Origin of the sequence: Streptomyces sp. NPDC005281, assembly GCF_040607495.1 — a bacterium.
Taxonomy (GTDB): Bacteria; Actinomycetota; Actinomycetes; order Streptomycetales; family Streptomycetaceae; genus Streptomyces.
The window spans coordinates 22,969-45,949 of record NZ_JBEXGX010000026.1 but is presented as its reverse complement, the minus strand read 5'-3'; the positions used below and the strand labels follow the sequence as shown (position 1 = coordinate 45,949).

Annotated in this window: 18 protein-coding genes and 1 pseudogene; 9 read left to right on the top strand and 10 right to left on the bottom strand. The window is 70.6% G+C overall.

Annotated features, from left to right (window positions below; translation table 11 throughout):
- Positions 1-27: 27 nt before the first annotated feature.
- Entirely contained in the window at positions 28-381 is a 354-nt protein-coding gene (gene bldG, locus ABZV42_RS30565; protein ID WP_037625427.1) for an anti-sigma factor antagonist BldG, read from the bottom strand.
- A gap of 80 nt (positions 382-461) precedes the next feature.
- Here bldG and ABZV42_RS30560 point away from each other — a divergent pair, with 80 nt between their 5' ends.
- Positions 462-3,017, top strand: a complete 2,556-nt coding sequence (locus ABZV42_RS30560; protein ID WP_356054617.1) for a DEAD/DEAH box helicase — start codon at positions 462-464, stop codon at positions 3,015-3,017.
- A 266-nt stretch (positions 3,018-3,283) separates the two neighbouring features.
- Here the strand turns inward: ABZV42_RS30560 and ABZV42_RS30555 are convergent.
- From ABZV42_RS30555 to ssd, 7 genes and pseudogenes are all read right to left on the bottom strand, one after another.
- Positions 3,284-3,655, bottom strand: a pseudogene (locus ABZV42_RS30555) (Rv3654c family TadE-like protein); the annotation flags it as partial.
- A gap of 20 nt (positions 3,656-3,675) precedes the next feature.
- Entirely contained in the window at positions 3,676-4,098 is a 423-nt protein-coding gene (locus ABZV42_RS30550) for a TadE family type IV pilus minor pilin (protein WP_356054615.1), read from the bottom strand.
- On the bottom strand, positions 4,085-4,279 hold the full coding sequence (locus ABZV42_RS30545; protein ID WP_356054613.1) for a DUF4244 domain-containing protein: 195 nt from the start codon (positions 4,277-4,279) through the stop codon (positions 4,085-4,087). The genes ABZV42_RS30550 and ABZV42_RS30545 overlap by 14 nt, the downstream gene beginning before the upstream one ends.
- Before the next feature lie 163 nt (positions 4,280-4,442).
- Positions 4,443-5,225 (bottom strand): type II secretion system F family protein, encoded by a 783-nt coding sequence (locus ABZV42_RS30540; RefSeq protein WP_356054611.1) that lies wholly within the window; start codon positions 5,223-5,225, stop codon positions 4,443-4,445.
- On the bottom strand, positions 5,222-6,079 hold the full coding sequence (locus ABZV42_RS30535; protein ID WP_356054609.1) for a type II secretion system F family protein: 858 nt from the start codon (positions 6,077-6,079) through the stop codon (positions 5,222-5,224). Before ABZV42_RS30535 ends, ABZV42_RS30540 begins: the two co-directional genes overlap by 4 nt.
- Before the next feature lies 1 nt (position 6,080).
- Entirely contained in the window at positions 6,081-7,388 is a 1,308-nt protein-coding gene (locus ABZV42_RS30530) for a TadA family conjugal transfer-associated ATPase (RefSeq protein ID WP_356054663.1), read from the bottom strand.
- Positions 7,389-7,711: 323 nt separating this feature from the next.
- On the bottom strand, positions 7,712-8,806 hold the full coding sequence (gene ssd, locus ABZV42_RS30525) for a septum site-determining protein Ssd (protein ID WP_355986896.1): 1,095 nt from the start codon (positions 8,804-8,806) through the stop codon (positions 7,712-7,714).
- A 572-nt stretch (positions 8,807-9,378) separates the two neighbouring features.
- On the opposite strand from ssd, the gene ABZV42_RS30520 reads away from it, so the two are divergent.
- A complete protein-coding gene (locus tag ABZV42_RS30520) occupies positions 9,379-10,212 on the top strand; it encodes an HAD family hydrolase (RefSeq protein WP_355986893.1) in 834 nt (277 codons plus the stop codon).
- Positions 10,213-10,577: 365 nt separating this feature from the next.
- Here the strand turns inward: ABZV42_RS30520 and ABZV42_RS30515 are convergent, their stop codons facing one another.
- The gene (locus ABZV42_RS30515; RefSeq protein ID WP_355986890.1) at positions 10,578-11,402 is read right to left on the bottom strand and encodes an oxidoreductase; all 825 of its coding nucleotides are present in this window, start codon (positions 11,400-11,402) and stop codon (positions 10,578-10,580) included.
- A 101-nt stretch (positions 11,403-11,503) separates the two neighbouring features.
- Between ABZV42_RS30515 and ABZV42_RS30510 the strand changes: the two genes are divergently transcribed.
- Positions 11,504-12,484 carry an ATP-binding protein gene (locus tag ABZV42_RS30510; protein WP_356054607.1) on the top strand — a complete coding sequence of 327 codons (981 nt, stop codon included), beginning with the start codon at positions 11,504-11,506 and terminating at the stop codon, positions 12,482-12,484.
- Between the two features lie 167 nt (positions 12,485-12,651).
- On the opposite strand, the gene ABZV42_RS30505 is transcribed toward ABZV42_RS30510, so the two are convergent.
- Positions 12,652-13,926, bottom strand: coding sequence for a hypothetical protein (locus ABZV42_RS30505; RefSeq protein WP_356054605.1), 1,275 nt, complete (start codon positions 13,924-13,926; stop codon positions 12,652-12,654).
- 357 nt (positions 13,927-14,283) lie between these two features.
- On the opposite strand from ABZV42_RS30505, the gene ABZV42_RS30500 reads away from it, so the two are divergent.
- The 6 genes from ABZV42_RS30500 to ABZV42_RS30475 all read left to right on the top strand — a co-directional run bounded on the left by ABZV42_RS30500 (position 14,284) and on the right by ABZV42_RS30475 (position 22,896).
- The gene (locus ABZV42_RS30500) at positions 14,284-16,671 is read left to right on the top strand and encodes a SulP family inorganic anion transporter (protein WP_356054603.1); all 2,388 of its coding nucleotides are present in this window, start codon (positions 14,284-14,286) and stop codon (positions 16,669-16,671) included.
- Between the two features lie 581 nt (positions 16,672-17,252).
- Entirely contained in the window at positions 17,253-19,253 is a 2,001-nt protein-coding gene (acs, locus tag ABZV42_RS30495; protein WP_355986878.1) for an acetate--CoA ligase, read from the top strand.
- Positions 19,254-19,734: 481 nt separating this feature from the next.
- Positions 19,735-21,087, top strand: a complete 1,353-nt coding sequence (nhaA, locus tag ABZV42_RS30490) for a Na+/H+ antiporter NhaA (RefSeq protein ID WP_355986959.1) — start codon at positions 19,735-19,737, stop codon at positions 21,085-21,087.
- A gap of 43 nt (positions 21,088-21,130) precedes the next feature.
- On the top strand, positions 21,131-21,607 hold the full coding sequence (locus ABZV42_RS30485) for a phage holin family protein (protein ID WP_355986875.1): 477 nt from the start codon (positions 21,131-21,133) through the stop codon (positions 21,605-21,607).
- Complete coding sequence (locus tag ABZV42_RS30480; protein ID WP_355986872.1) at positions 21,604-22,554, top strand: alpha/beta hydrolase; 951 nt, start codon at positions 21,604-21,606, stop codon at positions 22,552-22,554. Before ABZV42_RS30485 ends, ABZV42_RS30480 begins: the two co-directional genes overlap by 4 nt.
- 162 nt (positions 22,555-22,716) lie before the next feature.
- On the top strand, positions 22,717-22,896 hold the full coding sequence (locus ABZV42_RS30475; RefSeq protein ID WP_355986869.1) for a hypothetical protein: 180 nt from the start codon (positions 22,717-22,719) through the stop codon (positions 22,894-22,896).
- Positions 22,897-22,981 lie beyond the last annotated feature (85 nt).

The following is a 22,981-nucleotide window of genomic DNA, read 5'->3' as shown; positions in this document are numbered from 1 at the left end:
CGGGCCCACGACCCGGTGGACCGGCCGTCAGTCGGTCGCGTTGACCGCCTCGTCCACCGAGGTGTGAATCGGGAACACCTTGGTGAGACCGGTAATACGGAAGATCTTCAGAATGCGCTCCTGGTTGCACACCAGACGCAGCGAGCCCTCATGGGCCCGGACGCGCTTCAGGCCGCCCACCAGCACGCCGAGACCGGTGGAGTCGAGGAAGTCCACGCCCTCCATGTCTACGACGAGGTGGAAACTGCCGTCGTTCACCAGCTCGACCAGCTGCTCGCGCAGCTTGGGCGCGGTATATACATCGATTTCGCCGCCGACCTCGACGACCGTACGGTCGCCGTTGGGGCCGGACACATTGCGAGTCGACAGGGACAGGTCCACGGATCCTCCAGCACCTTGCTATCGAGCGGTCGCCCCATGGGACACCTCGGCAGAGCCCCCGGGACGGTTCGCCAGCCGCGATGGCATTCAATCACTTACCGGCAGGCGTGCACGACGCCTTGGGCCCATTGTCCGTCACGCCAGTGACACACTCGATGCCGATGGCCAAGAATCACCGATCCGATCGAACCTCGGCGGACACCGCGTCCCGCCCCTCGCCGAGCACCGTCCTGGACCGGCTCGCCTCGGGGCCGAGCCGGTCTTCGCGCATCACTCATACGGAGCACTTGCCCCCGCGAGAGGGTCGTCATGCCGTCTGGCCCGACCGGATCCGTTCGGAGGTCATCGCGGCCGTGCAGGCCGCGGGCATCGAGCACCCCTGGGCCCACCAGGCGCGCGTCGCCGAGCACGCCCTGGACGGCGAGTCGGTGATCGTCGCCACCGGCACCGCCTCCGGCAAGTCCCTGGCCTACCTCGCCCCGGTCCTGACAGCCCTCCTGGAGGGGTCCGAGGCCCCGAACGGCCGGGGTGCCACCGCCCTCTACCTGGCCCCCACCAAGGCCCTGGCGGCCGACCAGCGCCGCTCGGTGAAGGAACTTTCACAACCGCTGGGCAATGCCGTACGCCCGGCCGTGTACGACGGCGACACTCCGTTCGAGGAACGTGAATGGGTACGCCAGTACGCCAACTACGTCCTGACCAACCCCGACATGCTGCACCGCGGGATATTGCCCTCCCACCCCCGCTGGTCCTCCTTCCTGCGCGCCCTGCGCTACGTCGTCATCGACGAGTGCCACACCTACCGCGGCGTCTTCGGCTCCCACGTCGCCCAGGTACTGCGCCGTCTGCGCCGCCTCTGCGCCCGCTACGGCGCCTCGCCCGTCTTCCTGCTGGCCTCCGCGACCGCCGCCGAACCCTCGGTCGCGGCAGGCCGTCTGACGGGCCTCCCGGTCGTCGAGGTCGCCGACGACGCCTCCCCGCGAGGGGAACTCGTGTTCGCCCTGTGGGAGCCTCCGCTCACCGAACTGCACGGCGAGAAAGGTGCACCCGTACGGCGTAGCGCCACCGCCGAGACGGCCGATCTGCTGACCGACCTCACCGTCCAGGGCATGCGCTCGATCTCCTTCGTACGGTCCCGGCGTGGCGCCGAGCTGATCGCGGTCATCGCCCAGGAACGCCTCGCCGAGATCGACCGCTCACTGGCCCGGCGCGTCGCCGCCTACCGCGGCGGCTACCTCCCCGAGGAACGACGTGCCCTGGAGAGCGCGCTGCACTCCGGGGAACTCCTCGGCCTCGCCGCCACCACCGCCCTCGAACTCGGCGTCGACATCTCCGGCCTCGACGCCGTCGTCATCTCCGGTTACCCGGGCACCCGCGCCTCTCTCTGGCAGCAGGCCGGCCGCGCGGGCCGCTCCGGGGAAGGCGCACTGGCGATCCTGGTCGCCCGCGACGACCCGCTGGACACCTTCCTCGTCCATCACCCCGAGGCCCTGTTCGACCAACCGGTGGAATCCACGGTCCTCGACCCGGACAACCCGTACGTCCTCGCCCCGCACCTGTGCGCCGCCGCCTCCGAGATCCCGCTCACGGACGAGGACCTGGAGCTCTTCGGCCCCGCCGCCGCCGGGCTGCTGCCGCAGCTGGAGGCCGCGAAACTGCTGCGCCGCCGGACCACGGCCTGGCACTGGACCCGCCGAGAGCGAGCCGTCGACCTGACCGACATCCGCGGGGGCGGCGGCAGCCCGGTGCAGGTCGTCGAGGCCGGGACCGGCCGTCTGCTCGGCACCGTCGACGAGGGCGCCGCGCACACGGCGGTCCACGAGGGCGCGGTCCATCTGCACCAGGGCCGTACGTACCTGGTGCGCAAGCTGGACCTGGAGGACTCCGTCGCACTGGTCGAGGAGGCCAGCCCGCCGTATTCGACGGTCGCCCGGGACACGACCACCATCGCCGTCCTCAAGACCGACGTCGAAGTCCCTTGGGGTGACGGCCGGTTGTGCTACGGCTCCGTCGAGGTCACCAATCAGGTCGTCTCCTTCCTGCGCCGACGTGTCATCACCGGTGAAGTACTCGGCGAGACGAAGCTCGACCTCCCTCCGCGGACGCTCCGTACCCGCGCCGTCTGGTGGACGGTCACCGAGGACCAGCTGGACGCGGCCCGGATCAACCCGGAGATCCTCGGCGGCACCCTGCACGCCGCCGAGCACGCGTCGATCGGCATGCTGCCGCTGTTCGCCACCTGCGACCGCTGGGACATCGGCGGCGTCTCCGTCCCCCTCCACCCGGACACGCTCCTGCCCACCGTCTTCGTGTACGACGGCCACCCGGGCGGCGCCGGATTCGCCGAACGCGCCTTCCACACAGCCCGCTCGTGGCTCACCGCCACCCGTCAGGCCATCGCCTCGTGCGAGTGCGACACCGGCTGCCCGTCCTGCATCCAGTCCCCCAAATGCGGTAACGGCAACGATCCGCTCCACAAGCGAGGCGCCGTCCGCCTGCTCACAGAACTCCTGCGGGCAGCACCGGAGGAGCCAGGTCCGAAGGGGCCCGATCGGGAGGGGGCGGATCGGGAGGGGGCGGATCGGAACGAGCCAGGTCCGGAGAGGTCGGATCTGGAGGAGCCGGGTCGCGAGTAGTCCGGGCGGCGAGCCTGGGCCGGATGGGCAGGGGCCGCTGGCCAGTGACCGCTGGCCGATATCGGTGTCGGTGGCCCGTGTCGGTGGCCGGTCGGACGAAAGTCAGGCACCACAGAGCCGAATGGGTGAAGGTCGGCTGCGTGAGGTGCCGCGGACCGGGACCCGGCGGGGTGAGGCCTGGGAGGGCCGGGAGGCCCCGGAGATCCCGGAGCGAGCCCTGGTGACCCCGTGGACTCCGAAGGTCCTGTCGGCCCCACGGACTCAGCCGGCCCCGCCCTCGATCTGACCTCGGCGGTGATGAGACCGGTTCCGGACACCGCCGTCACGTCCGAGATCTGGCCGTCGACCTCGCACCGCACGAGCCGGGCGCTCTGCGCCCGGGCCACGCGTTCCGCGCGGGCGCAGGCCGCCGCGCCACCGTCGCTCCAGTGGTCCGCCGCGGCCAGGGCCGCCAGGTCCGCGGCCCCTGCTGCCCGGTGCCGCACCACGACGGCCTGCCCCATCGACAGCACAGCTCCGAAGACGGCACACAGGACAGCGATCGCGCCCACCGTCCACACAGTCGCCGAACCTCTGTCGGAGGACGCGCGCCACCACGTACGGCTTCTCCCTGTGAGTGACCCCGCCCATCGTCGAATCCGCCGTCGACCCCGACTCCTCATTTCCCGTCCACCCCCTCGGCCGTATCCCCCACCGTCTCTTCCGCGAGCGCCACCGCCTCGTCCTTCAGCACGAGGGACAGCGCGGCGGGTCCGGGTGTCCTCGCGCCGACCGTCACCCGGACCAGGTCGCCCTCCCGGCCCACCGTGACGTTCGCTCCGGACGGAGCCGCCTGTCGGGCCGTCGCCAGGACCGCTTCCGGCGGGTCCTGGCGCGCCGCCGACCGGGCGCCCGCCCGTGCCGCGTCCACGCACTGGATCTGCGCGGACGCGGCGAGCAGGGCCCAGACGAGCGTCATCCCGACGAGTACCAGTGACGGCAGCACCACAGCGGCCTCAGCGGTGACGAATCCCCCGTCCCGCAGCTGAGCCCGTCCGGCCCTCAACCGCGCGAGCCACAAGCCGCGTTCACATCTGGACATTGAGCGCCCGCCCCACGATGCCCTGCAGTTCCTCACCGACCTGCCCGCTCGTCACCACCTTGTAGAGCGCCGCCGCGAAGGCCACCGCCGCGATGACACCCACCGCGTACTCGGACGTGACCATCCCCGCTTCCCTCCGCGCCGCGATCGACGCGAGCACCCGTTCCTGCGTGGCCCGCATCCGCGCACGCCCTCGGCCTTGCCCCGGTTCCCGCCCCGGCCCTCGTTTTTGTCCCAGTCCGAAAACCCGCACCATCCCGTTCATTCCAACCTCCGTGAGATTCAGCCCTGTCGGCCACTTCGCCTGATCGCCGTTCACCGCTCACCACTGCCGCTGCCGCCCGTCACCCACCACCCCCTCGCAGCAATCCGGTGGCCAGGCCGATCACCACAGGCAGCACGCCGATCGCGAGGAAGGCCGGCAGGAAGCACAGCCCCACCGGGGCGGTGACCATGACTGCTGCCCGTCGCGCCCGCGCCGTCGCGGTGCGCCCCCAGTCGGCGCGGGCCTCCGCCGCGAGCCGGCCGACAGGCACGGCCGCCGGTACACCCGAGTCGCCCGCCCGCTCCAGTAGCCGTGCCAACCCCTGAGCGCCCGGCAGCGACGCCAACCTCCGCCACGCGTCTCCCGGTTCACCCCCGAGCCGCACTTCGGCGGCGCCCAGGGCCAGCCGCTCACCCACCGGTCCGCCGAGCGCCTCTCCGACGGCCTGGGCGGCCGACACCGGGCCCGCCCCGGCAGCGATGCAGGCGGCCACCAGATCGGCGGCGAGGGGCAGTTGACGGGCGGCCGCCGACACGTCGTACGCCTCGGCGGGTGCCGGATTCCGCCGTCGCAGCCACCACCGAAGCCCGATTCCGGCCGCGAGCCCGACCAGGATTCCGGCGAGGCCGCCGATCAGGACCCAGCCGGCACACACCACACCCAGCGGGGGCAGCAACCGCCGGCCGTAGCCCCGTACTTCGCGGCGCCTCGGTGGCGGCGCGGGTTCAGGGAGCAGCAACTCGGCCAGCCGACGGCGCACTCTCCTCGCCCGCCGCACCGCCCCGAGCCAGCGGGCCGGCGCGACGACCAAGAGCACTCCGCACACAAGTACCCCCAGCCTGTGGACAACTTCCGTGCTCATGCCGCCTCCGCTCCTCGTACGATCCGCAGCGCCCACCACAGCCCCACTCCCTCCAGCACCCCGCCGACCAGCAGGCAGCCAAGGCCGGGGCCGGTGTGCAGGAGCACATGCAGGGGGTCCGCGCCGAGCGCCGTGCCGAGCAGGAGACCGAGGACCGGCAAGCCCGCGAGCATCGACGCCGTCGAACGTGATCCCGCCAACTGGGCACGCATATCGGCTCTTTGATCGCGTTCGGCGCGAAGCGCGGCTTCCAGCCGATCGAGTCCCGCCGCGAGCCCCGCGCCCCGGTCGACGGCCACCCGCCAGCACGCGGCGAGCCCCACCAGTCCATCGGCGCCGGGCTGCCGCGCCGCCTCAGTGAGCGCACCCGGAACATCGCCGCCGAATCTCGCCGCAGCCAGCACCAACGGCTGCGCGGCGGCGAGTCCGTCCGAGTCACGCGCGGCCGTGAGCAGTGCCTCGCCGGGTTGACGCCCTGCCCGCACCTCACCGGCGAGAGCCTCGCACAGGGCGATCACCGCGTCGCCGCGCCGCTCCCGCTCGCGCCGAGCCTCCCCCGTCCGCCGCACCCGGCGCAGCAGGGGCATACCGGCGGCTCCCAGAAGGAGTGGCACGACCGACGTGCCGAGTACGGCGATCACCGTTCCCGCCACCAGCGACCAGGCTTCGGGCCGCAGCCGTCCGCGCAGTCGTCGCCAGTCGATACGGGCCCGCTCCCACCGGGGCGGCCCGGTCGCCACCCCACCGCCCGCGAGCAGCGCCCTCGCTCTGCGCGCAGGCGAGCCGTGCCCGCCGAGGAGCCACGCCGCGATCCCCGCACACGCCACCGCCGCCCCCGCGGGCGCGTCCGTCATCTCACCGATCCCCATCCCGCTCCCCATTCGCATCCCGCCGTCCGGCCCCTGTCAGCGCCCCGGCACCCACCCACTCCGAAGGGCTTCTCGTACTCCGACTGCCGGGAGGTACTTCCTCGCTCCCGAGCCCGACCGCTCCCCGACATCCCTGGTTCCGATCCCCCTGGCCTCCCGCCATTCCCGCCCGAAGTAGCTCCCGCAGCCGCTCCCACCCCCGCTCGTACGCGAAGGCGTCCTCGCCCCACCGCAGCGCCGGCACCGTCACCACCAGCCCCGACGGGTCGCGTTCCAACACATGGACCTCGGCGATCCGGCGCCGTCCGGTCCGGTCCCGCACGAGATGAAGGACCACGGACAGCGCCGCCGCCAGTTGGCTGTGCAGCGCGGCCCTGTCGAGCCCGGCCGCTGTGCCCAGGGCCTCCAGCCGGGCCGGAACCTGTGCCGCCGCGTTGGCGTGAAGAGTTCCCGAGCCGCCCTCATGTCCTGTATTCAGGGCGGCCAGCAGCGAGACGACCTCGGGACCGCGCACCTCGCCGACCACCAGTCGGTCCGGTCTCATCCGCAGGGCCTGGCGGACGAGATCCTGGAGCGAGACGAGGCCGACGCCTTCCTGGTTGGCGGGCCGCCCTTCCAGGCGCACCACATGGGGATGGTCGGGCCGCAGCTCGGCCGAGTCCTCGGCGAGCACGATCCGCTCCCCGGGACCCACCAGTCCGAGCAACGCGCTCAGCAAGGTCGTCTTGCCGGTGCCTGTGCCTCCGCTGATGAGGAACGACAGCCGGGCGTCCAGCAGGGCCCTGAGCACGCGGTCCCCGCCGGGTGGCACCGTCCCTGCCGCCACCAGCTCGTCGAGGGTGAACGCGCGTGGCCGTACGACGCGCAGGGACAGGCAGGTCGAGCCGACGGCGACCGGTGGCAGCACGGCGTGCAAACGGGTTCCGTCCGGCAGTCTGGCGTCCACCCAGGGGCGGGCGTCGTCGAGCCGTCTGCCGGCCACCGCCGCGAGGCGCTGCGCGAGACGTCGTACGGCCGCCGCGTCCGGGAAGGACACGGAGGTCAGTTCCAGGCCTCCGCCGCGGTCCACCCAGACCCGGTCGGGCGCCGACACGAGCACGTCGGTCACCAACGGGTCAGCGAGCAACGGTTCCAGCGGACCGCTGCCGACCAGCTCCGAGCGCAACCGTTCGGCCGCCCCGAGGACTTCGGCGTCCCCAAGCACCCGCCCTTGCTCGCGCAACGCCTGTGCCACGCGCGCGGGGGTCGGTTCGGATCCGCTCTCGGCCAGCCACCGCCGCACACTGTCCAGCAGCCCGGCGCCTCCGTCCGGACCGCCGCCGAGGCCGTCCCACGCCTCCGTTTCGGCGGGAACGGAGCCTGCCGAGCCGTCCCGTGCTCCCCTCCTCCGGGAGAGGTAGGGCGGGGGACCGTCCCGCGCACCGGCACGTACGGACGGATGCCACCCGGGCCGCCCGGGTCCGTCCCGCGTGTCCGTCTGTCCGGACGGAGATGGCCCGGATACCTCCCGAGTCTCCGCTCGCGCTCGTGAACGGCCCACGTACGCGCCCTGAGGACCGGCTTCCGATCGGCTGTCGATTCGCGTGCCGTGGTCCGTGGCTCGACTCGTTTTCCAGCTCATACGCCCCCTCCTTCGACCGGAACCCGCTTCCAGAAGGCCGAGCAGAACCGGGCCAGAGGCCCCTTCACAGCGCTCCCCGGTGGTGGCCCGCCGTCCAACGGGAAGGATTCATGAGGCAGTTCGCCCACCAGGGGCAGATCGAGGAGGCGAGCGACCTCGCGGTCATCGAGACCGGGTGCGCAGGGTCCACGGACCACGATCCGCAAATCGCGCAGGACCATGCCGGCCGCGGACGCCACCCGCCCGGCCGCCGCGATGGAGCGCAGGTCGGCGGGGACCACCAGCAGCCCCATGTCGAGCTGGGCGAGGATCTCGGCGACACCTTCGTCGATGCGGCGGGGCAGGTCGACGACCACCGCGCCTCCGCGCCGTCTGGCGGCGGCCAGCACCGCGCGCACCGCTTGCGGGGGAACGGTGACCGCGTCGCTCCGGTCCCAGCTCAGCACCCGCAGGGCGTGCACTTGGGGCAACGACTCCTCCAGGGCGCCACCGCCGACCCTGCCGCGGGATGCCGCGAACGCCGGCCAGCGCAGCCCCTCGGCCGCCTCTCCGCCCAGGAGTACGTCGAGTCCGCCGCCGAGAGGGTCCGCGTCCACGAGCAGTGTGCGTTTTCCCTCCCGCGCCGAGGTGACCGCGAGCGCGCAGGCCAGCGTGGAGGCCCCGGCCCCGCCGCGGCCGCCGAGCACGCCGACGGTGAGAGCGGGCCGGCCGACTCCTTCGGCCACGTCGGCGATGCGGTCGACCAGCCATTGCTCGCCGTCCGGCAGCACCAGGACATGGTCCGCGCCGATCTCGACGGCACGCCGCCAGACTCCGGGATCGTCCTGGTCCCGGCCGACCAGGACCACTCCCCTTCTCCGCTCGGCGCCCCTCACGCGGCGTGCCGCGTCGTCGCCGACCAGGACGAGAGGTGCCGCCTCCCAGCTTCCCCTGCGTTCCGGAATCCCGTGGTGGACCTCGGGCCGGGCGCCCGCCGCGGCGCACAGGCGCAGCAGGTCGTCGAGAAGTTCGACGTCCTCGGTGACGATCAATGGTCCGCCCTGCCGCCCTTCGGCGGTGGACGGCCGGTCATGGGTGATGGCTCCCGCCACGATCTCCAGCCCCCTTCGATGCTTCTTGCGCGGGGCCCTCCGGGACCCCGTGATTCCCGCTCGTGTGAAGTGCCGGCAGGCGGCCTCCATATGAACGGCCGATACGAACCGGCCAAACGCGTCCGACAAACGGAACCCGGCCATGAACTGGCCGCGAACGGAGCGCGTGAGAATCACGGTGCAGCGATCCCGGAAATCGTGTGGATCTTGGTCGAAAACTGTGGACAACGCCGAGGCTGTGAATATCGCCTTCACGCATACCGGTGAACGCTCAACGGCTTCCACAGAGCATCCCGATGACTACACACAGTGACGGATCATGGGTGCAGAAGAGGCGCGGAATCAACGGTGCCGGGGAGGCTCCGGGGTCGCGCAGAAGTGGAGAAAACCCATCCGGACATGCGACGACCCCCGCCGGGGGGGAGAGCGGGGGTCGTCCCCACGGCCGACTCGGGGGGGGAGGAGTCGGACCGGGTTAGCACGGTCGCGAACGATCCGTGACTTCCATGGTGTACCCGAGAGCCCTCTCAGGCAAACCCACGCGCCTCACCTTACGCCGAATGGTGGGCCCTATGCTCAACCTCGTGGAAAACCACTCCTTGCCTCGCACAGCGGCCTTCTTCGACCTGGACAAGACGGTCATTGCGAAGTCGAGCACGCTCACCTTCAGCAAGTCGTTCTACCAAGGCGGACTGATCAGCCGCAGGGCGGCCTTGCGCACCGCATACATCCAGTTCGTGTTCCTGGCGGGCGGCGCCGATCACGACCAGATGGAGCGGATGCGCAAGTACCTGTCCTCGATGTGCCGGGGCTGGAATGTCCAGCAGGTCAAGGAGATCGTCGCCGAGACACTGCACGACCTCATCGACCCGATCATCTACGACGAGGCCGCTTCACTCATCGAGCAGCACCACAAGGCCGGCCGTGACGTCGTGATCGTGTCCACGTCCGGCGCCGAGGTCGTCGAACCGATCGGAGAGCTGCTCGGCGCCGACCGCGTCGTGGCGACCCGCATGGTCGTCGGCGAGGACGGGTGCTTCACCGGGGAGGTGGAGTACTACGCCTACGGACCGACGAAGGCCGAGGCGGTCAAGGAGCTGGCCGTGTCCGAGGGGTACGACCTCGCCCGCTGTTACGCCTACAGCGACTCGGCGACCGATCTGCCGATGCTGGAGTCCGTCGGACACCCGCACGCGGTGAATCCGGACCGCGCGCTGCGCCGTGAGGCCGTCAGCCGCTCGTGGCCGATCCTGGATTTCCACCGCCCGGTCCGGCTCAAGCAGCGACTGCCCGCCCTGTCCGTACCGCCTCGCCCCGCTCTCGTCGCGGCGGCCGCCATAGGAGCGGCGGCGGCCACGGCAGGACTCGTCTGGTACGCCAGCCGACGCCGAGCGACGGCGGTGTGAGCCGTCACGCGCGTGACGGCTCCAATGAAGTCCATTTCTCACCCTTTTGAACCTAAAAGTAAAGAAGTGCGGTAAGGGGTTTCACTTCCTCCGGACCTGGAGTACAAAGGGTTTAGCGGCCCGCGAGACCAAGGACATCCGAGAGGATCACCTTCAAACGCATTCAGGCCCCACGGACCGAGCATGGACATCGAGCACCCACGCGACGTCGACCCGTCGATTACGGGCCAGCCGCACCAGGTGACGGGCAGAAGATCCCGACCTGATGGGCAACATCTCGAGGACGCTTGGTACCCCGGTGAACATGCCAGCGGCGGTACGAGAACTCGTACCGCCGCAACCCTTTTCCGGGCGAACCGACACCCTTACGCGGCGCCGCGCTGAAGCGCCTCACAGACCGCGGCGGACTCCCTGGCGCCCAGTTCGACAGCCCGGCCGCAGTGCGCGATCCAGGCGCCCATGCCGTCCGGGGTGCCGGAGACATAGCCGTCCAGTGCCGCGAGATAGGCCGCACGGCCCAGTTCCGCGTGACCGACCTCCGCCGGACAGATGGACTTCGGGTCCAGACCGCTGCCGATCAGGACGATACGTTCGGCAGCACGCGCGACCAGCCCGTTGTGAGAGGCGAAGGGACGCAGGGCGATCAGTTCGCCGTGGACGACGGCCGCCGTGACCAGAGCCGGGGCCGAACCGCCCGCGATGATCAGCTGGGACAGACCTTCGAGACGACCGGCGACCTCGTCCGCGTCCGGCAGCGGCAGTTCCACCAAGGGCTCGTCGGCCGTCTCCCCGCTCCGCCTCGGCCGGCCCACCGCGTCGCCCCGGTCGGCCGCCGCGACCAGATGGAGCCGGGCCAGGACACGCAGGGGCGACTGCCGCCAGATGGACAGAAGCTGACCCGCCTCGGCGGTCAGCCGCAGAGCGGCGCCGACCGTACGGTCCTCCTCCCCCACACTGAAGTCGGAACGCCGGCGCACCTCTTCGAGGGCCCAGTCGGCACCGGACAGCGCCGCGGAACCACGGGCCCCGCGCAGCGCCGCCTCGGACGTGATCTCGTTGCTGCGCCGTCGCATGATCCGGTGTCCGTAGACCCGGTCCACAGCCTTTCGCACGGACTCCACGGAATCGGCCACCCCGGGAAGTGAACCGAGGGCCGCGAGCGGATCGGCGGCCGCACCTGTCGTACTCATGAGTACGACACTACGCACCCCCGGCACGCGCCCCACGAATGAGTGGTCTTCTTCACGCGGTGCGAGCACGTAGGGCGACGATCGCACTACTGTTGGTGAACATGAAAATTGCTTTCGTCGGGAAGGGCGGCAGCGGGAAGACCACCCTGTCCTCGCTCTTCATCCGCCACCTCGCCGCCTCGGGGGCACCCGTCGTCGCCGTGGACGCCGACATCAACCAGCATCTGGGGGCCGCGCTCGGGCTCGAAGAGACGGAGGCCGCCGAGCTCCCCGCCATGGGTGAGCGGCTGCCGCTCATCAAGGACTACCTGCGCGGCTCCAACCCGCGCATCGCGTCCGCCGAGACGATGATCAAGACGACTCCGCCCGGAGAAGGCTCCCGACTGCTGCGGGTCGCTGAGACCAATCCGGTGTACGACGCCTGCGCCCGGCCGGTGGAACTCGACGGCGGTGTGATCCGTTTGATGGTCACCGGCCCGTTCACCGAGGCCGATGTGGGAGTGGCTTGCTACCACTCCAAGACCGGTGCTGTGGAGCTCTGCCTGAACCATCTCGTCGACGGCCGGAGCGAGTACGTCGTCGTCGACATGACGGCGGGCTCCGATTCCTTCGCGTCCGGCTTGTTCACCCGCTTCGACATCACGTTCCTCGTCGCCGAGCCGACCCGGAAGGGAGTCTCCGTCTATCGCCAGTACAAGGAGTACGCCCGTGACTTCGGCATCGCTCTGAAGGTCGTCGGCAACAAGGTGCAGAACGAGGACGACATCGACTTCCTGCGCGCGGAGGTGGGTGACGACCTCCTGGTCACGGTCGGGCACTCGGACTGGGTGCGCGCCATGGAGAAGGGCCGTCCGCCCAAGTTCGAGGCCCTGGAGGAGACCAACCGGCGCTCGCTGCACACCTTGCGGTCCGCCGTCGACGCCACGTACGAGCTGCGCGACTGGGAGCGGTACACGCGCCAGATGGTGCAGTTCCACTTGAAGAACGCGACCGGCTGGGGCAACGCCAAGACCGGGGTGGACCTCGCCGGACAGATCGACCCCGGCTTCGTGCTCGGCGAGAGCCGGATGGCCACCGCCTGAGCGGCCACTGGCTGAAGGCGCCGCTTCGGGCTGAGCGAAGAACGGCTCGAAGCGCCGCCACAGCCTGAGCGGCAGGACTGCCCTGAGCACCACTACAGGCCCGAACAGCAGGACGGCGCGCAGCACCACTACAGGCGGCCCGACCGGCAGGGCCTCCCGAAGCGCCGCTACGGCTTGACCGCCGGCGCCCCGGGAACGCCCCTCGGGGCCGGGGCAGGACGGCGGCCGGCGAGGAAGGACGCCCAGCCCCGCTTCGGCGCCTCCGCGACCTGGAGGCCGCTGAGCTTGCCGAGGGTGGCCGCGTCCTGGGCGTCGAGCCAGTCGGCCAGTTGCCGGAAGGAGACACAGCGCACCTCGGCCTTCGTGCAGACGCGCTCGACGACCTCGTCGACGGCACGCATGTAGGTGCCGCCGTTCCAGGACTCGAAGTGGTTGCCGATGATCAGTGGCGCGCGGTTGCCGTCGTAGGCGCGGCCGAAGCCCTTCAGCAGCCCGTCACGCAACTGGTCGCCCCAGAACTGCTGCTTGCCCGGGTCGACCTGAGTATGGGTGCCCGACTGGTTGACCATGAAGTTGTAGTCCATGGTGAGCTGCTCGTAGGAGTGTCCGGGGAAGGGCACGAGCTGCATGGACAGGTCCCACAGCCCCTCCTTCTTCTTCGGCCAGACCTGGTCGCCCACGCCGCTGGTGTCGTAGCGGAAACCCAGCTCACGGGCGGCCTTCATGAAGTTCTCCCGGCCCTCCAGGCAGGGTGTGCGGGCGCCGACGAGTTCCTTGTCGTAGTCGAAGGGGAGCGGCGCGGCGTCCTTCAGACCCGTGTTGGTCTTCCAGGACTTCACGAACGATTTCGCCTGGGCGATCTCGCTCTTCCAGTCCCCGACCGACCACTGGCCGACCCCGGCCTCCGCGCCGCAGAAGTGACCGTTGAAGTGCGTGCCGATCTCGTTGCCCTCCAGCCACGCGCCGCGCAGCTGGTCCACGGTGTCCTTGATGCCCTGCTCGTCGTTGAAGCCGATCTCCGAACTGCCGGGCGAGTGCAGTGGCGGACGGTACAGGTCACGTTTGGCCTCCGGGAGCATGTACACGCCGCTCAGGAAGTACGTCATCGTCGCCCTGTTGGCCTTGGCGAGCTTCCGGAAGTGGGAGAAGAGCTTCTGGCTGTCCTCGCCGGCTCCGTCCCAGGAGAAGACGACGAACTGCGCTGGCCTCTGGCCGGGCTTCAGCCGTTCGGGCCGGGGCAGATGCGGCTGCGCCCCGGTGTACGAAGTGGAACCGTCGCCGATCAGACGGCCCGCCGCCTTGGGTGCCGGGATCCCCGCCGCCTTCTTCGCGCCGTGCGCGCCTTCCCGGGGAGCCGTGCCGCCGCCCGCGCAACCGGCGAGCGCCGTGGCGCAGGCCGCGGCGATTGCCGTACCTGCGGCGATCCTCTGGGTGGCGGCCATGTTCCGCCCTCCTTCTCCTCGGTCGGGCCGCACCGGTCGGGGCCCGGTCAGGGCGCCGGAGCGGTTCGCGGTGATGCGCGGCTGCGCACCGGCAGCGCCGCCAAGGTTCCACGGGACCGAGAAAGGAATAAGTACGACAAGCCGATCAAAGGCCCACTTCACTCCCGAGGGTGAATTGATGCCCCATTTACCCCTATTTTCGACATCAACCCTTTACTCTGCATTACGATCCGTTTACCGAGCGTTGGAAAATCCCGCCGCTGCACGCCGTGACCCACGGCCGCGACCCGCCCCCCGCCACCACGGACGGGGGATCACCTGTTCCGCGACCGCGCTGCCCCGGAGGAGACGGGAACCATGTCTGCCTGCGTCCCCACCCGCGCCGCCGACCCGACTCGGCCCGCGCAGACCCACCAGCCCCACAGCCCCCCGCCGACCCCGCCCCGACGCTTCCGTGTCGCGGGCGCCGATCTGTCCGCATCGATCGCGGTCTTCCTGATCGCCCTTCCCCTGTCACTCGGCATCGCCCTCGCCACCGGCGCCCCGCTCCAGGCCGGCCTTGTCGCCGCCGCGGCCGGCGGACTGGTCGCGGGACGGCTCGGCGGCTCACCGCTCCAGGTGAGCGGGCCCGCCGCCGGGCTCACTCTCGTCACGGCCGAGCTCATCCAGCACTACGGCTGGCGCGCGACCTGTGCCATCACCGTGCTCGCGGGAATCGCCCAACTGGGCCTCGGCTGCGTACGCGTGGCCCGGACGGCCCTGGCCGTCAGCCCCGCCATCGTGCACGGCATGCTCGCCGGAATCGGGGTCACCATCGCCGTCGCCCAACTGCACATCGTGCTGGGGGGCATCCCGCAGAGCTCCGTCCTCGACAACCTCGTCGCACTGCCGGACCAAGTGGCTCGCATGCACTCGGCGGCGGTGTCGATGAGCGTGCTGACCTTGGTGCTGCTGCTCGCCTGGCCGCGTCTTCCCGGACGGACCGGGCAGGTGCTGCGCAAGGTCCCCGCCGCGCTGATCGCCGTCGCCGGAGCCACCCTGACCGCCTCTCTCGCCGGACTGACGCTGCCGAGGGTCGAGCTGCCGTCCTGGAGCAGCCACGCGCTGGCCGGGCTGCCCGAGGGCCCCGTGCTCGGGGTCGCCACCGCCGTCCTCACCGTGACGCTGGTGTGCAGCGTGCAGTCACTGCTCGGGGCCGTCGCCGTGGACAAGCTGGTCAGCGGCCGCCCGGAACTCCAGGGCCGTGTGGGCCGTTCCCGCCTCGACCGGGAACTACTGGGGCAGGGCGCAGCCAATGTCGTGTCCGGCGCGCTCGGCGGACTGCCCGTCGCGGGGGTCGCCGTGCGAAGTTCCGCGAATGTGCAAGCGGGTGCCGTCAGCCGGAACTCCACGATCCTGCATGGCGTTTTCGTAGTAATTGCCGCGCTGCTGATGGTCCCGACCCTGGAGCTGATCCCCCTCGCATCGCTCGCCGCCCTGGTGATGGCCGTCGGCATCCAGATGGTGTCCCTGCACCACATCCGCACGGTCACCCGTCACCGCGAAGTGCCGGTGTACGTAGTCACCACGCTCGGTGTCGTGTTCCTCGGAGTTCTGGAGGGCGTGGCTCTGGGGGTCTCCGTGGCCGTCGGCGTCGCCCTGCACCGTCTCACCCGCACGCGCATCACGCACGAGGAGCAGGAAGGAGTCCATCACGTCCATGTACGAGGCCAGTTGACGTTCCTCGCGGTGCCCCGACTCAGCCGCACCCTGCATCTCGTGCCCCGAGGGGCGGACGTCGTCGTGCAGTTGGACGGCTCGTTCATGGACCACGCCGCATACGAGTCGCTTCAGGACTGGCAGAGCGGCCACGTCGCCCAGGGCGGCACGGTCGATCTCGGCGGGCGGAAGGGAATGCGGATCGCCGAGCCCGCGAACTCCAGACACTGCCGCTGCCGGCCCTGGACACCCTGGCGGAACCACCAGTGCGACGCCGCCGCCGAACCGGGGCCCCCGGTCTCGGCCGCATCACCGGACCGACAGGAGGAGGTGACCGTCGAGGTCAGACCGAACGGACATCGACTGGTGCGCGGAATCAGCGCGTTCCAGCGCAACACGGCACCCCTGGTGCGCGATGAGCTGGCCCGGCTGGCTCGGGAAGGGCAACGGCCGTCCCAGCTGTTCCTGACCTGTGCCGACTCCCGGCTTGTCACCTCGATGATCACATCCAGTGGTCCGGGCGACCTCTTCGTCGTACGGAACGTCGGCAACCTCGTGCCGCTGCCCGGAAACGAGAGCGGGGACGACTCGGTGGCGGCGGCCATCGAATACGCGGTGGACGTACTGAAGGTGCGGTCCATCACGGTGTGCGGGCACTCCGGGTGCGGGGCGATGCAGGCCCTGCTGGCGGCAGATCCCGGAGGGGCGCTCACGCCGCTCAAGCGGTGGCTGCGGCACGGGCAGCCGAGCCTGGACCGGATGGCCGCCGGCGACAGGCCGTGGGCGCGGATCGCCGGACGGGCACCCGCCGACGCGGTGGAGCAGCTCTGTCTGACCAACGTGGTGCAGCAACTGGAGCACCTGCGGGCCCATGAGTCCGTGGCGAGGGCCCTGCGGGAGGGCGTGCTCGAGCTGCAAGGGATGTACTTCCACGTCGGGGAGGCCCAGGCCTATCTGCTGGCCGAGGCCGACGGGACCGAACTGTTCGATCACGTAGGCGCGTTCGATCACGTGGGCGCGGCGGAGGGGCTGCGGCATCCGGCGTGATCGGACGGTGGTGCGCGGTCCTGGTCGGCGGGGCCGCGCACCACGTACACCCTCCCCCGCTGTGGGGATCCGGCCCAGGCCGCGAGACGGGGCAGGGCGCCGACACGCCCGGCCGAGGGATGGGATGCGGAGGGGATCGCCGCACCGGATGGGCCAGCGGCCAGGGTGCGGGACGCCGGTGGTTCCGGCACAGGGAGCGGGATGGCGGGGGCGGGGCGGGGCCGTAGGGCACTGGCGGGGCCAGGAGAGGCATGACCGGAGGGGGCGGGGCAGGGGCAGGGGAGGACACAGACGGGGGCGGGGCCGGAGGGGTACCGGTGGGGACCGGAGGGCACCTGCGGGGCCGGGGAGGCATGACCGGAGGGGGGCCGGTAAGGGGTGGGGTGAACCCGGTGGCCGGTACGTGCGTGTCACAAGGGGCAGACTCGTGCGGACGCGTGTGGTCTCGTGAAGGGTGGCGGGGCAGCCGTATCGCGGGGCGTGGTTGTGCCGCGTGGGCGGTGGGCCGGGCCGACGACCGGGCATAGGTCTAAACCAATTTCAGGTCGACCCTTGTCACCGGGGCCCGGGTCTGATGAGCTGTGGCCTGGGACACAACGGACACCCTGGGAAAGGGAGATGTCGTGAGCAACGAAAGCCTGGCCAACCTGCTGAAGGAAGAGCGCAGGTTCGCGCCGCCCGCCGACCTGGCGGCGAACGCCAATGTCACCGCGGAGGCGTATGAGCAGGCCAAGGCTGACAGGCTCGGCTTCTGGGCCGAGCAGGCCCGTCGGCTGACCTGGGCCACCGAGCCGACCGAGACACTGGACTGGTCCAATCCGCCGTTCGCGAAGTGGTTCGCCGACGGCAAGCTGAACGTCGCGTACAACTGCGTGGACCGGCACGTCGAGGCCGGGAACGGCGACCGCGTCGCCATCCACTTCGAGGGCGAGCCGGGCGACAGTCGGGCCATCACCTACGCCGAACTCAAGGACGAGGTGTCGAAGGCCGCCAACGCCCTCGCCGAGCTGGGTGTCGGCAAGGGCGACCGGGTCGCCGTCTACCTGCCGATGATCCCCGAGGCCGTCGTCGCGATGCTGGCCTGTGCCCGTATCGGCGCCGCGCACTCGGTCGTCTTCGGCGGGTTCTCCGCCGAAGCGATCGCCACCCGCATCCAGGACGCCGACGCCAAACTCGTCATCACCTCCGACGGCGGATACCGGCGCGGGAAGCCGTCCGCGCTCAAGCCCGCCGTCGACGAAGCGGTGAGCCGGGTCGCCGGAGTCGACAAGGTGCTGGTGGTACGCCGTACCGGCGAGGACGTCGCCTGGACCGAGGGCCGCGATGTGTGGTGGCACGACATCGTCGGACGGCAGTCGGCCGAGCACACACCGGAGGCGTTCGACGCCGAACACCCGCTGTTCATCCTCTACACGTCCGGGACCACCGGGAAGCCGAAGGGCATCCTGCACACTTCGGGCGGCTACCTCACGCAGGCCTCGTACACCCACCACGCCGTCTTCGACCTGAAGCCGGAGACGGACGTGTACTGGTGCACGGCCGACATCGGCTGGGTCACCGGGCACTCGTACATCACGTACGGGCCGCTCTCGAACGGCGCGACGCAGGTCATGTACGAAGGGACCCCGGACACTCCCCACCAGGGCCGGTTCTGGGAGATCGTGCAGAAGTACGGGGTGACGATCCTTTACACGGCGCCCACGGCCATCCGCACGTTCATGAAGTGGGGCGACGACATCCCCGCGAAGTTCGACCTGTCCTCGCTGCGGGTGCTCGGGTCGGTCGGTGAGCCGATCAACCCCGAGGCGTGGATCTGGTATCGCAAGCACATCGGCGGGGACCGTACGCCGATCGTCGACACCTGGTGGCAGACCGAGACCGGCGCGATGATGATCTCGCCGCTGCCCGGGGTCACCGAGACGAAGCCGGGCTCGGCGCAGCGGGCACTGCCCGGTATCTCGGCCACCGTGGTCGACGACGACGCGAACGAGGTCCCCGACGGCGGTGGCGGCTACCTCGTGCTGACCGAGCCGTGGCCGTCCATGCTGCGCACCATCTGGGGCGACGACCAGCGGTTCCTCGACACGTACTGGTCGCGCTTCGAGGGCAAGTACTTCGCCGGGGACGGGGCCAAGAAGGACGACGACGGCGATGTCTGGCTGCTCGGGCGCGTCGACGACGTGATGCTCGTGTCCGGGCACAACATCTCGACGACCGAGGTCGAGTCGGCTCTTGTCTCCCACCCGGCGGTCGCCGAGGCGGCGGTCGTGGGCGCGGCGGACGAGACCACCGGGCAGGCGATCGTCGCCTTCGTCATCCTGCGCGGGACGGCTTCCGCCGAGGAAGAGGGGCTGATGGGGGAGCTGCGCAACCACGTCGGCACCACGCTCGGTCCGATCGCCAAGCCGAAGCGGGTCCTGCCGGTGGCCGAGCTGCCGAAGACCCGGTCCGGGAAGATCATGCGCCGCCTGCTGCGCGACGTGGCCGAGAACCGTGAGCTCGGTGACGTCACGACGCTCACCGACTCCACGGTCATGGACCTGATCCAGGCGAAGCTGCCGGCCGCACCCAGCGAGGACTGAGGCGGGCTCACCCTGCCGGCCCGGCCCTGAGGGGTGCGGGAGCACGCTCACCGTGCTCCCGCACCCCTCACGCATTTCCCCGCCCTCGCACCCCTCACCACTCCCGCGCGCCCCCGACCGACGCCGGGCCATTCCCCGGTCACTCCCCGAACCGCCCGGTCGCCATCCCCGTCCGCCGGCCACTCGTTTCCCCCAACCACCGACGGCCGACCGCCCTCAGCCCCACTGCCCCTCAGCCCTGCTGCCCCACTGCCCCGTCGGACCAACCAACAAGCCACGCGCCCGGTTCAGTCGTAACGTGAAGATCCCCACCGACCCGGCCGCTTCGTGGGTAAAGTAAGCAAAGCGTCCAAGACGCGACAAGATCGTTCATGGTGTGCCGGGAAGTCTGGTCGGCGAGTGCTCCGTCCTGCCTGCTCGACCGGAGGTCCTCCCCGTGGCCGCGTCCCCCGACACCACCCCGCGCAAGTTCCTGGGCCTGATGTCCCTGCCCGAGCGGAACTTCGTGGCGGACGCGCTGCGCACCGAGACGGTGGGCGGAGTACTGCTGCTGATCGCGGCGGTCGCCGCACTGATCTGGGCGAACACCCTGCCGCACAGCTATGAGACCGTCTCGCACTACCACTTCGGACCTGCCGCCCTCGGGCTCGACCTGTCCGTCGAGCACTGGGCGGCCGACGGACTGCTCGCCGTGTTCTTCTTCGTCGCCGGCATCGAGCTGAAGCGCGAACTGGTGGCCGGGGATCTGCGGGACCCGAAGGCCGCCGTACTGCCCGTGGCCGCCGCCGTCTGCGGCATGGCCGTTCCCGCGATCGTCTACGTCCTGACCAACGTGTTCGGCCAGGGCTCCCTCGAAGGCTGGGCCGTCCCCACGGCCACCGACATCGCCTTCGCACTCGCCGTGCTCGCCGTGATCGGAACGTCGCTGCCGTCCGCCCTGCGCGCCTTCCTGCTCACACTCGCCGTCGTCGACGACCTGTTCGCGATCCTGATCATCGCGGTCTTCTTCACCGACTCCATCAACCTCGCGGCGCTCGGCGGAGCCGTCGCGGGCCTCGGCGTCTTCTGGCTGCTGCTGCGCAAGGGCGTACACGGCTGGTACGTGTACGTGCCGCTCGCGCTGGTGATCTGGGCCCTCATGTACAACAGCGGCATCCACGCCACCATCGCCGGCGTCGCCATGGGCCTGATGCTGCGCTGCCATCCGCTCGAAGGCGAGGCACACTCCCCCGGCGAACACATCGAGCATCTGGTGCGCCCGGTGTCGGCGGGCCTCGCCGTGCCGCTGTTCGCCCTGTTCAGTGCCGGGGTCGCGGTCTCCGGCGGCGCGATCCACGACGTGTTCACCCGGCCCGAGACGCTCGGCGTGGTGCTCGGGCTCGTCGTCGGCAAGGCGGTCGGCATCTTCGGCGGTACGTGGCTGACGGCCCGGTTCACCAGGGCCTCGCTCAGCGAGGACCTGGAATGGGCCGACGTCGCCGCCGTCGCCACCCTCGCCGGCATCGGCTTCACCGTCTCCCTGCTCATCGGCGAGCTCGCCTTCGCGGGCAACACGAGCCTCACCGACGAGACCAAGGCCGCCGTCCTGATCGGCTCGTTCATCGCGGCCGTCCTCGCCACGGCGCTGCTGAAGATACGCAACTCCAAGTACCGCTCGCTGTGCGAGGCCGAGGAGCGCGACGAGGACCTCGACGGCATCCCCGACATCTACGAGCAGGACAAGCCCGCGTACCACCTGCGCATGGCCGCGATCCACGAACGCAAGGCCGCGGAGCACCGCAGGCTTGCCGAAGTGGCGGGTGGGGCAAGCGAGGGGAACGACGGTCCGGCATGATCTGACAGGACCGTACAAACACATGCAGAAGAGGGAGATCGCGATGAGTGCACCCGACGGGAGCCCGGTCGGTGCCGAACGCAGTATCGGCCAGTTGGTCGCCGCGGCGACGACCGAGATGTCCGCGCTGGTGCACGACGAGATCGCGCTGGCGAAGGCGCAGCTCAAGCAGGACGTCAAGCGCGGTGCGGTCAGCGGCGGCGCGTTCTCGGCGGCAGGCGCGGTCCTGATCTTCTCCATGCCGATGCTCAGCTTCGCCCTCACGTACGGCATCCGCACCTGGAGCCACTGGAATCTCGCGATCTGCTTCCTGCTGGCGTTCGCGGCGAACGTGCTGGTCGCGGCCGTGCTCGCGTTGATCGGCGTGATCTTCGCGAAGAAGGCCAAGAAGAGCAAGAGCCCGCAGAAGGTGGCCGCGTCCATGAAGGAGACGGCGGGTGTTCTGCAGAACGCCAAGCCGCACCCGCGGCCGGAACCGGTCGAGGACGCCGTCAAGGCTGTGGCACGCTCATCCTCATGACGGACCCCGCCACACCTTCGGCGCAACCCACCTCGGTCGTACGGATCGACCTTCCCGGCGACCGGAAGGTCACGCACCGGGACGTGGCGGCCAACGGCGCGCGCTTCCACATCGCCGAGCTCGGCGACGGACCGCTCGTCCTGCTGCTGCACGGCTTCCCGCAGTTCTGGTGGGCCTGGCGTCACCAGCTCGTCGCGCTGGCCGACGCCGGGTTCCGGGCCGTCGCCATGGACCTGCGGGGCGTCGGGGGCAGCGACCGCACCCCGCGCGGCTACGACCCCGCCAATCTCGCGCTCGACATCACCGGGGTCGTACGCTCCCTCGGCGAGCCCGACGCGGCGCTGGTCGGGCACGACCTCGGCGGCTATCTGGCGTGGACGGCGGCGGCCATGCGGCCCAAGCTCGTCCGCCGGCTCGCGGTGTCGTCCATGCCGCATCCGCGGCGCTGGCGTTCCGCGATGCTCTCCGACGTGAGGCAGACGACGGCGGGATCGTACATCTGGGGGTTCCAGCGTCCCTGGATCCCCGAGCGTCAACTCCTGGCCGACGACGCCGCCTTGGTGGGCCGTCTGGTGAGCGACTGGTCGGGCCCCCGGCAGCCGGACGAGGACACCCTTGAGACGTACCGACGGGCCATGAGCATCCCCTCGACCGCGCACTGTTCCATCGAGCCGTACCGGTGGATGGTGCGGTCCATGGCGCGCCCTGACGGCATCCAGTTCAATCGGCGCATGAAGCGGCCGGTGCGGGTGCCGACGCTGCATCTGCACGGCTCACTCGATCCGGTGATGCGGACGCGGAGCGCGGCCGGCTCCGGGGAGTACGTCGAAGCTCCTTACCGCTGGCGGCTGTTTGACGGGTTGGGACACTTCCCCCACGAAGAGGATCCGGTCGCCTTCTCCACCGAACTGATCAACTGGCTGAAGGACCCGGAACCCGATCGGTGACACCTCGGTCACCCTCGCCCGATCGCCCGAAAGCGCCCGGCGTCACGCCCGCGACGCGGACCGTGAACACCTGTGCTGCGAACGGCCAATTGCCCGGCGCATAGGCCAATTGAAGGGCTGGGGCGAGGTTATGGACCTTGGGGCAGGGGCAGACGTCGGGGTATGGGCTGGACGCACGACTACAGTGACGCAGCACGCAATCGCCGCTCGGCCACGGGTCTGAGCTCTCGTCAGGGGGGCGCCCCGCATTTGACGGGCACGGATCCGCGCGTGGGGATTCCGCACATCCTGCGGCGCCGGGCCCGCTGGGTCTCCATGCGGCTGCGCCATCCACGCGGCTGAAGCCCTCAGGCGCCGGCCCCACGCGAGCTGAGACCGCCCCCGCACCGCCCTCGCGGCTGAGGCCCTTCGGCACCGTCCCAGCGGC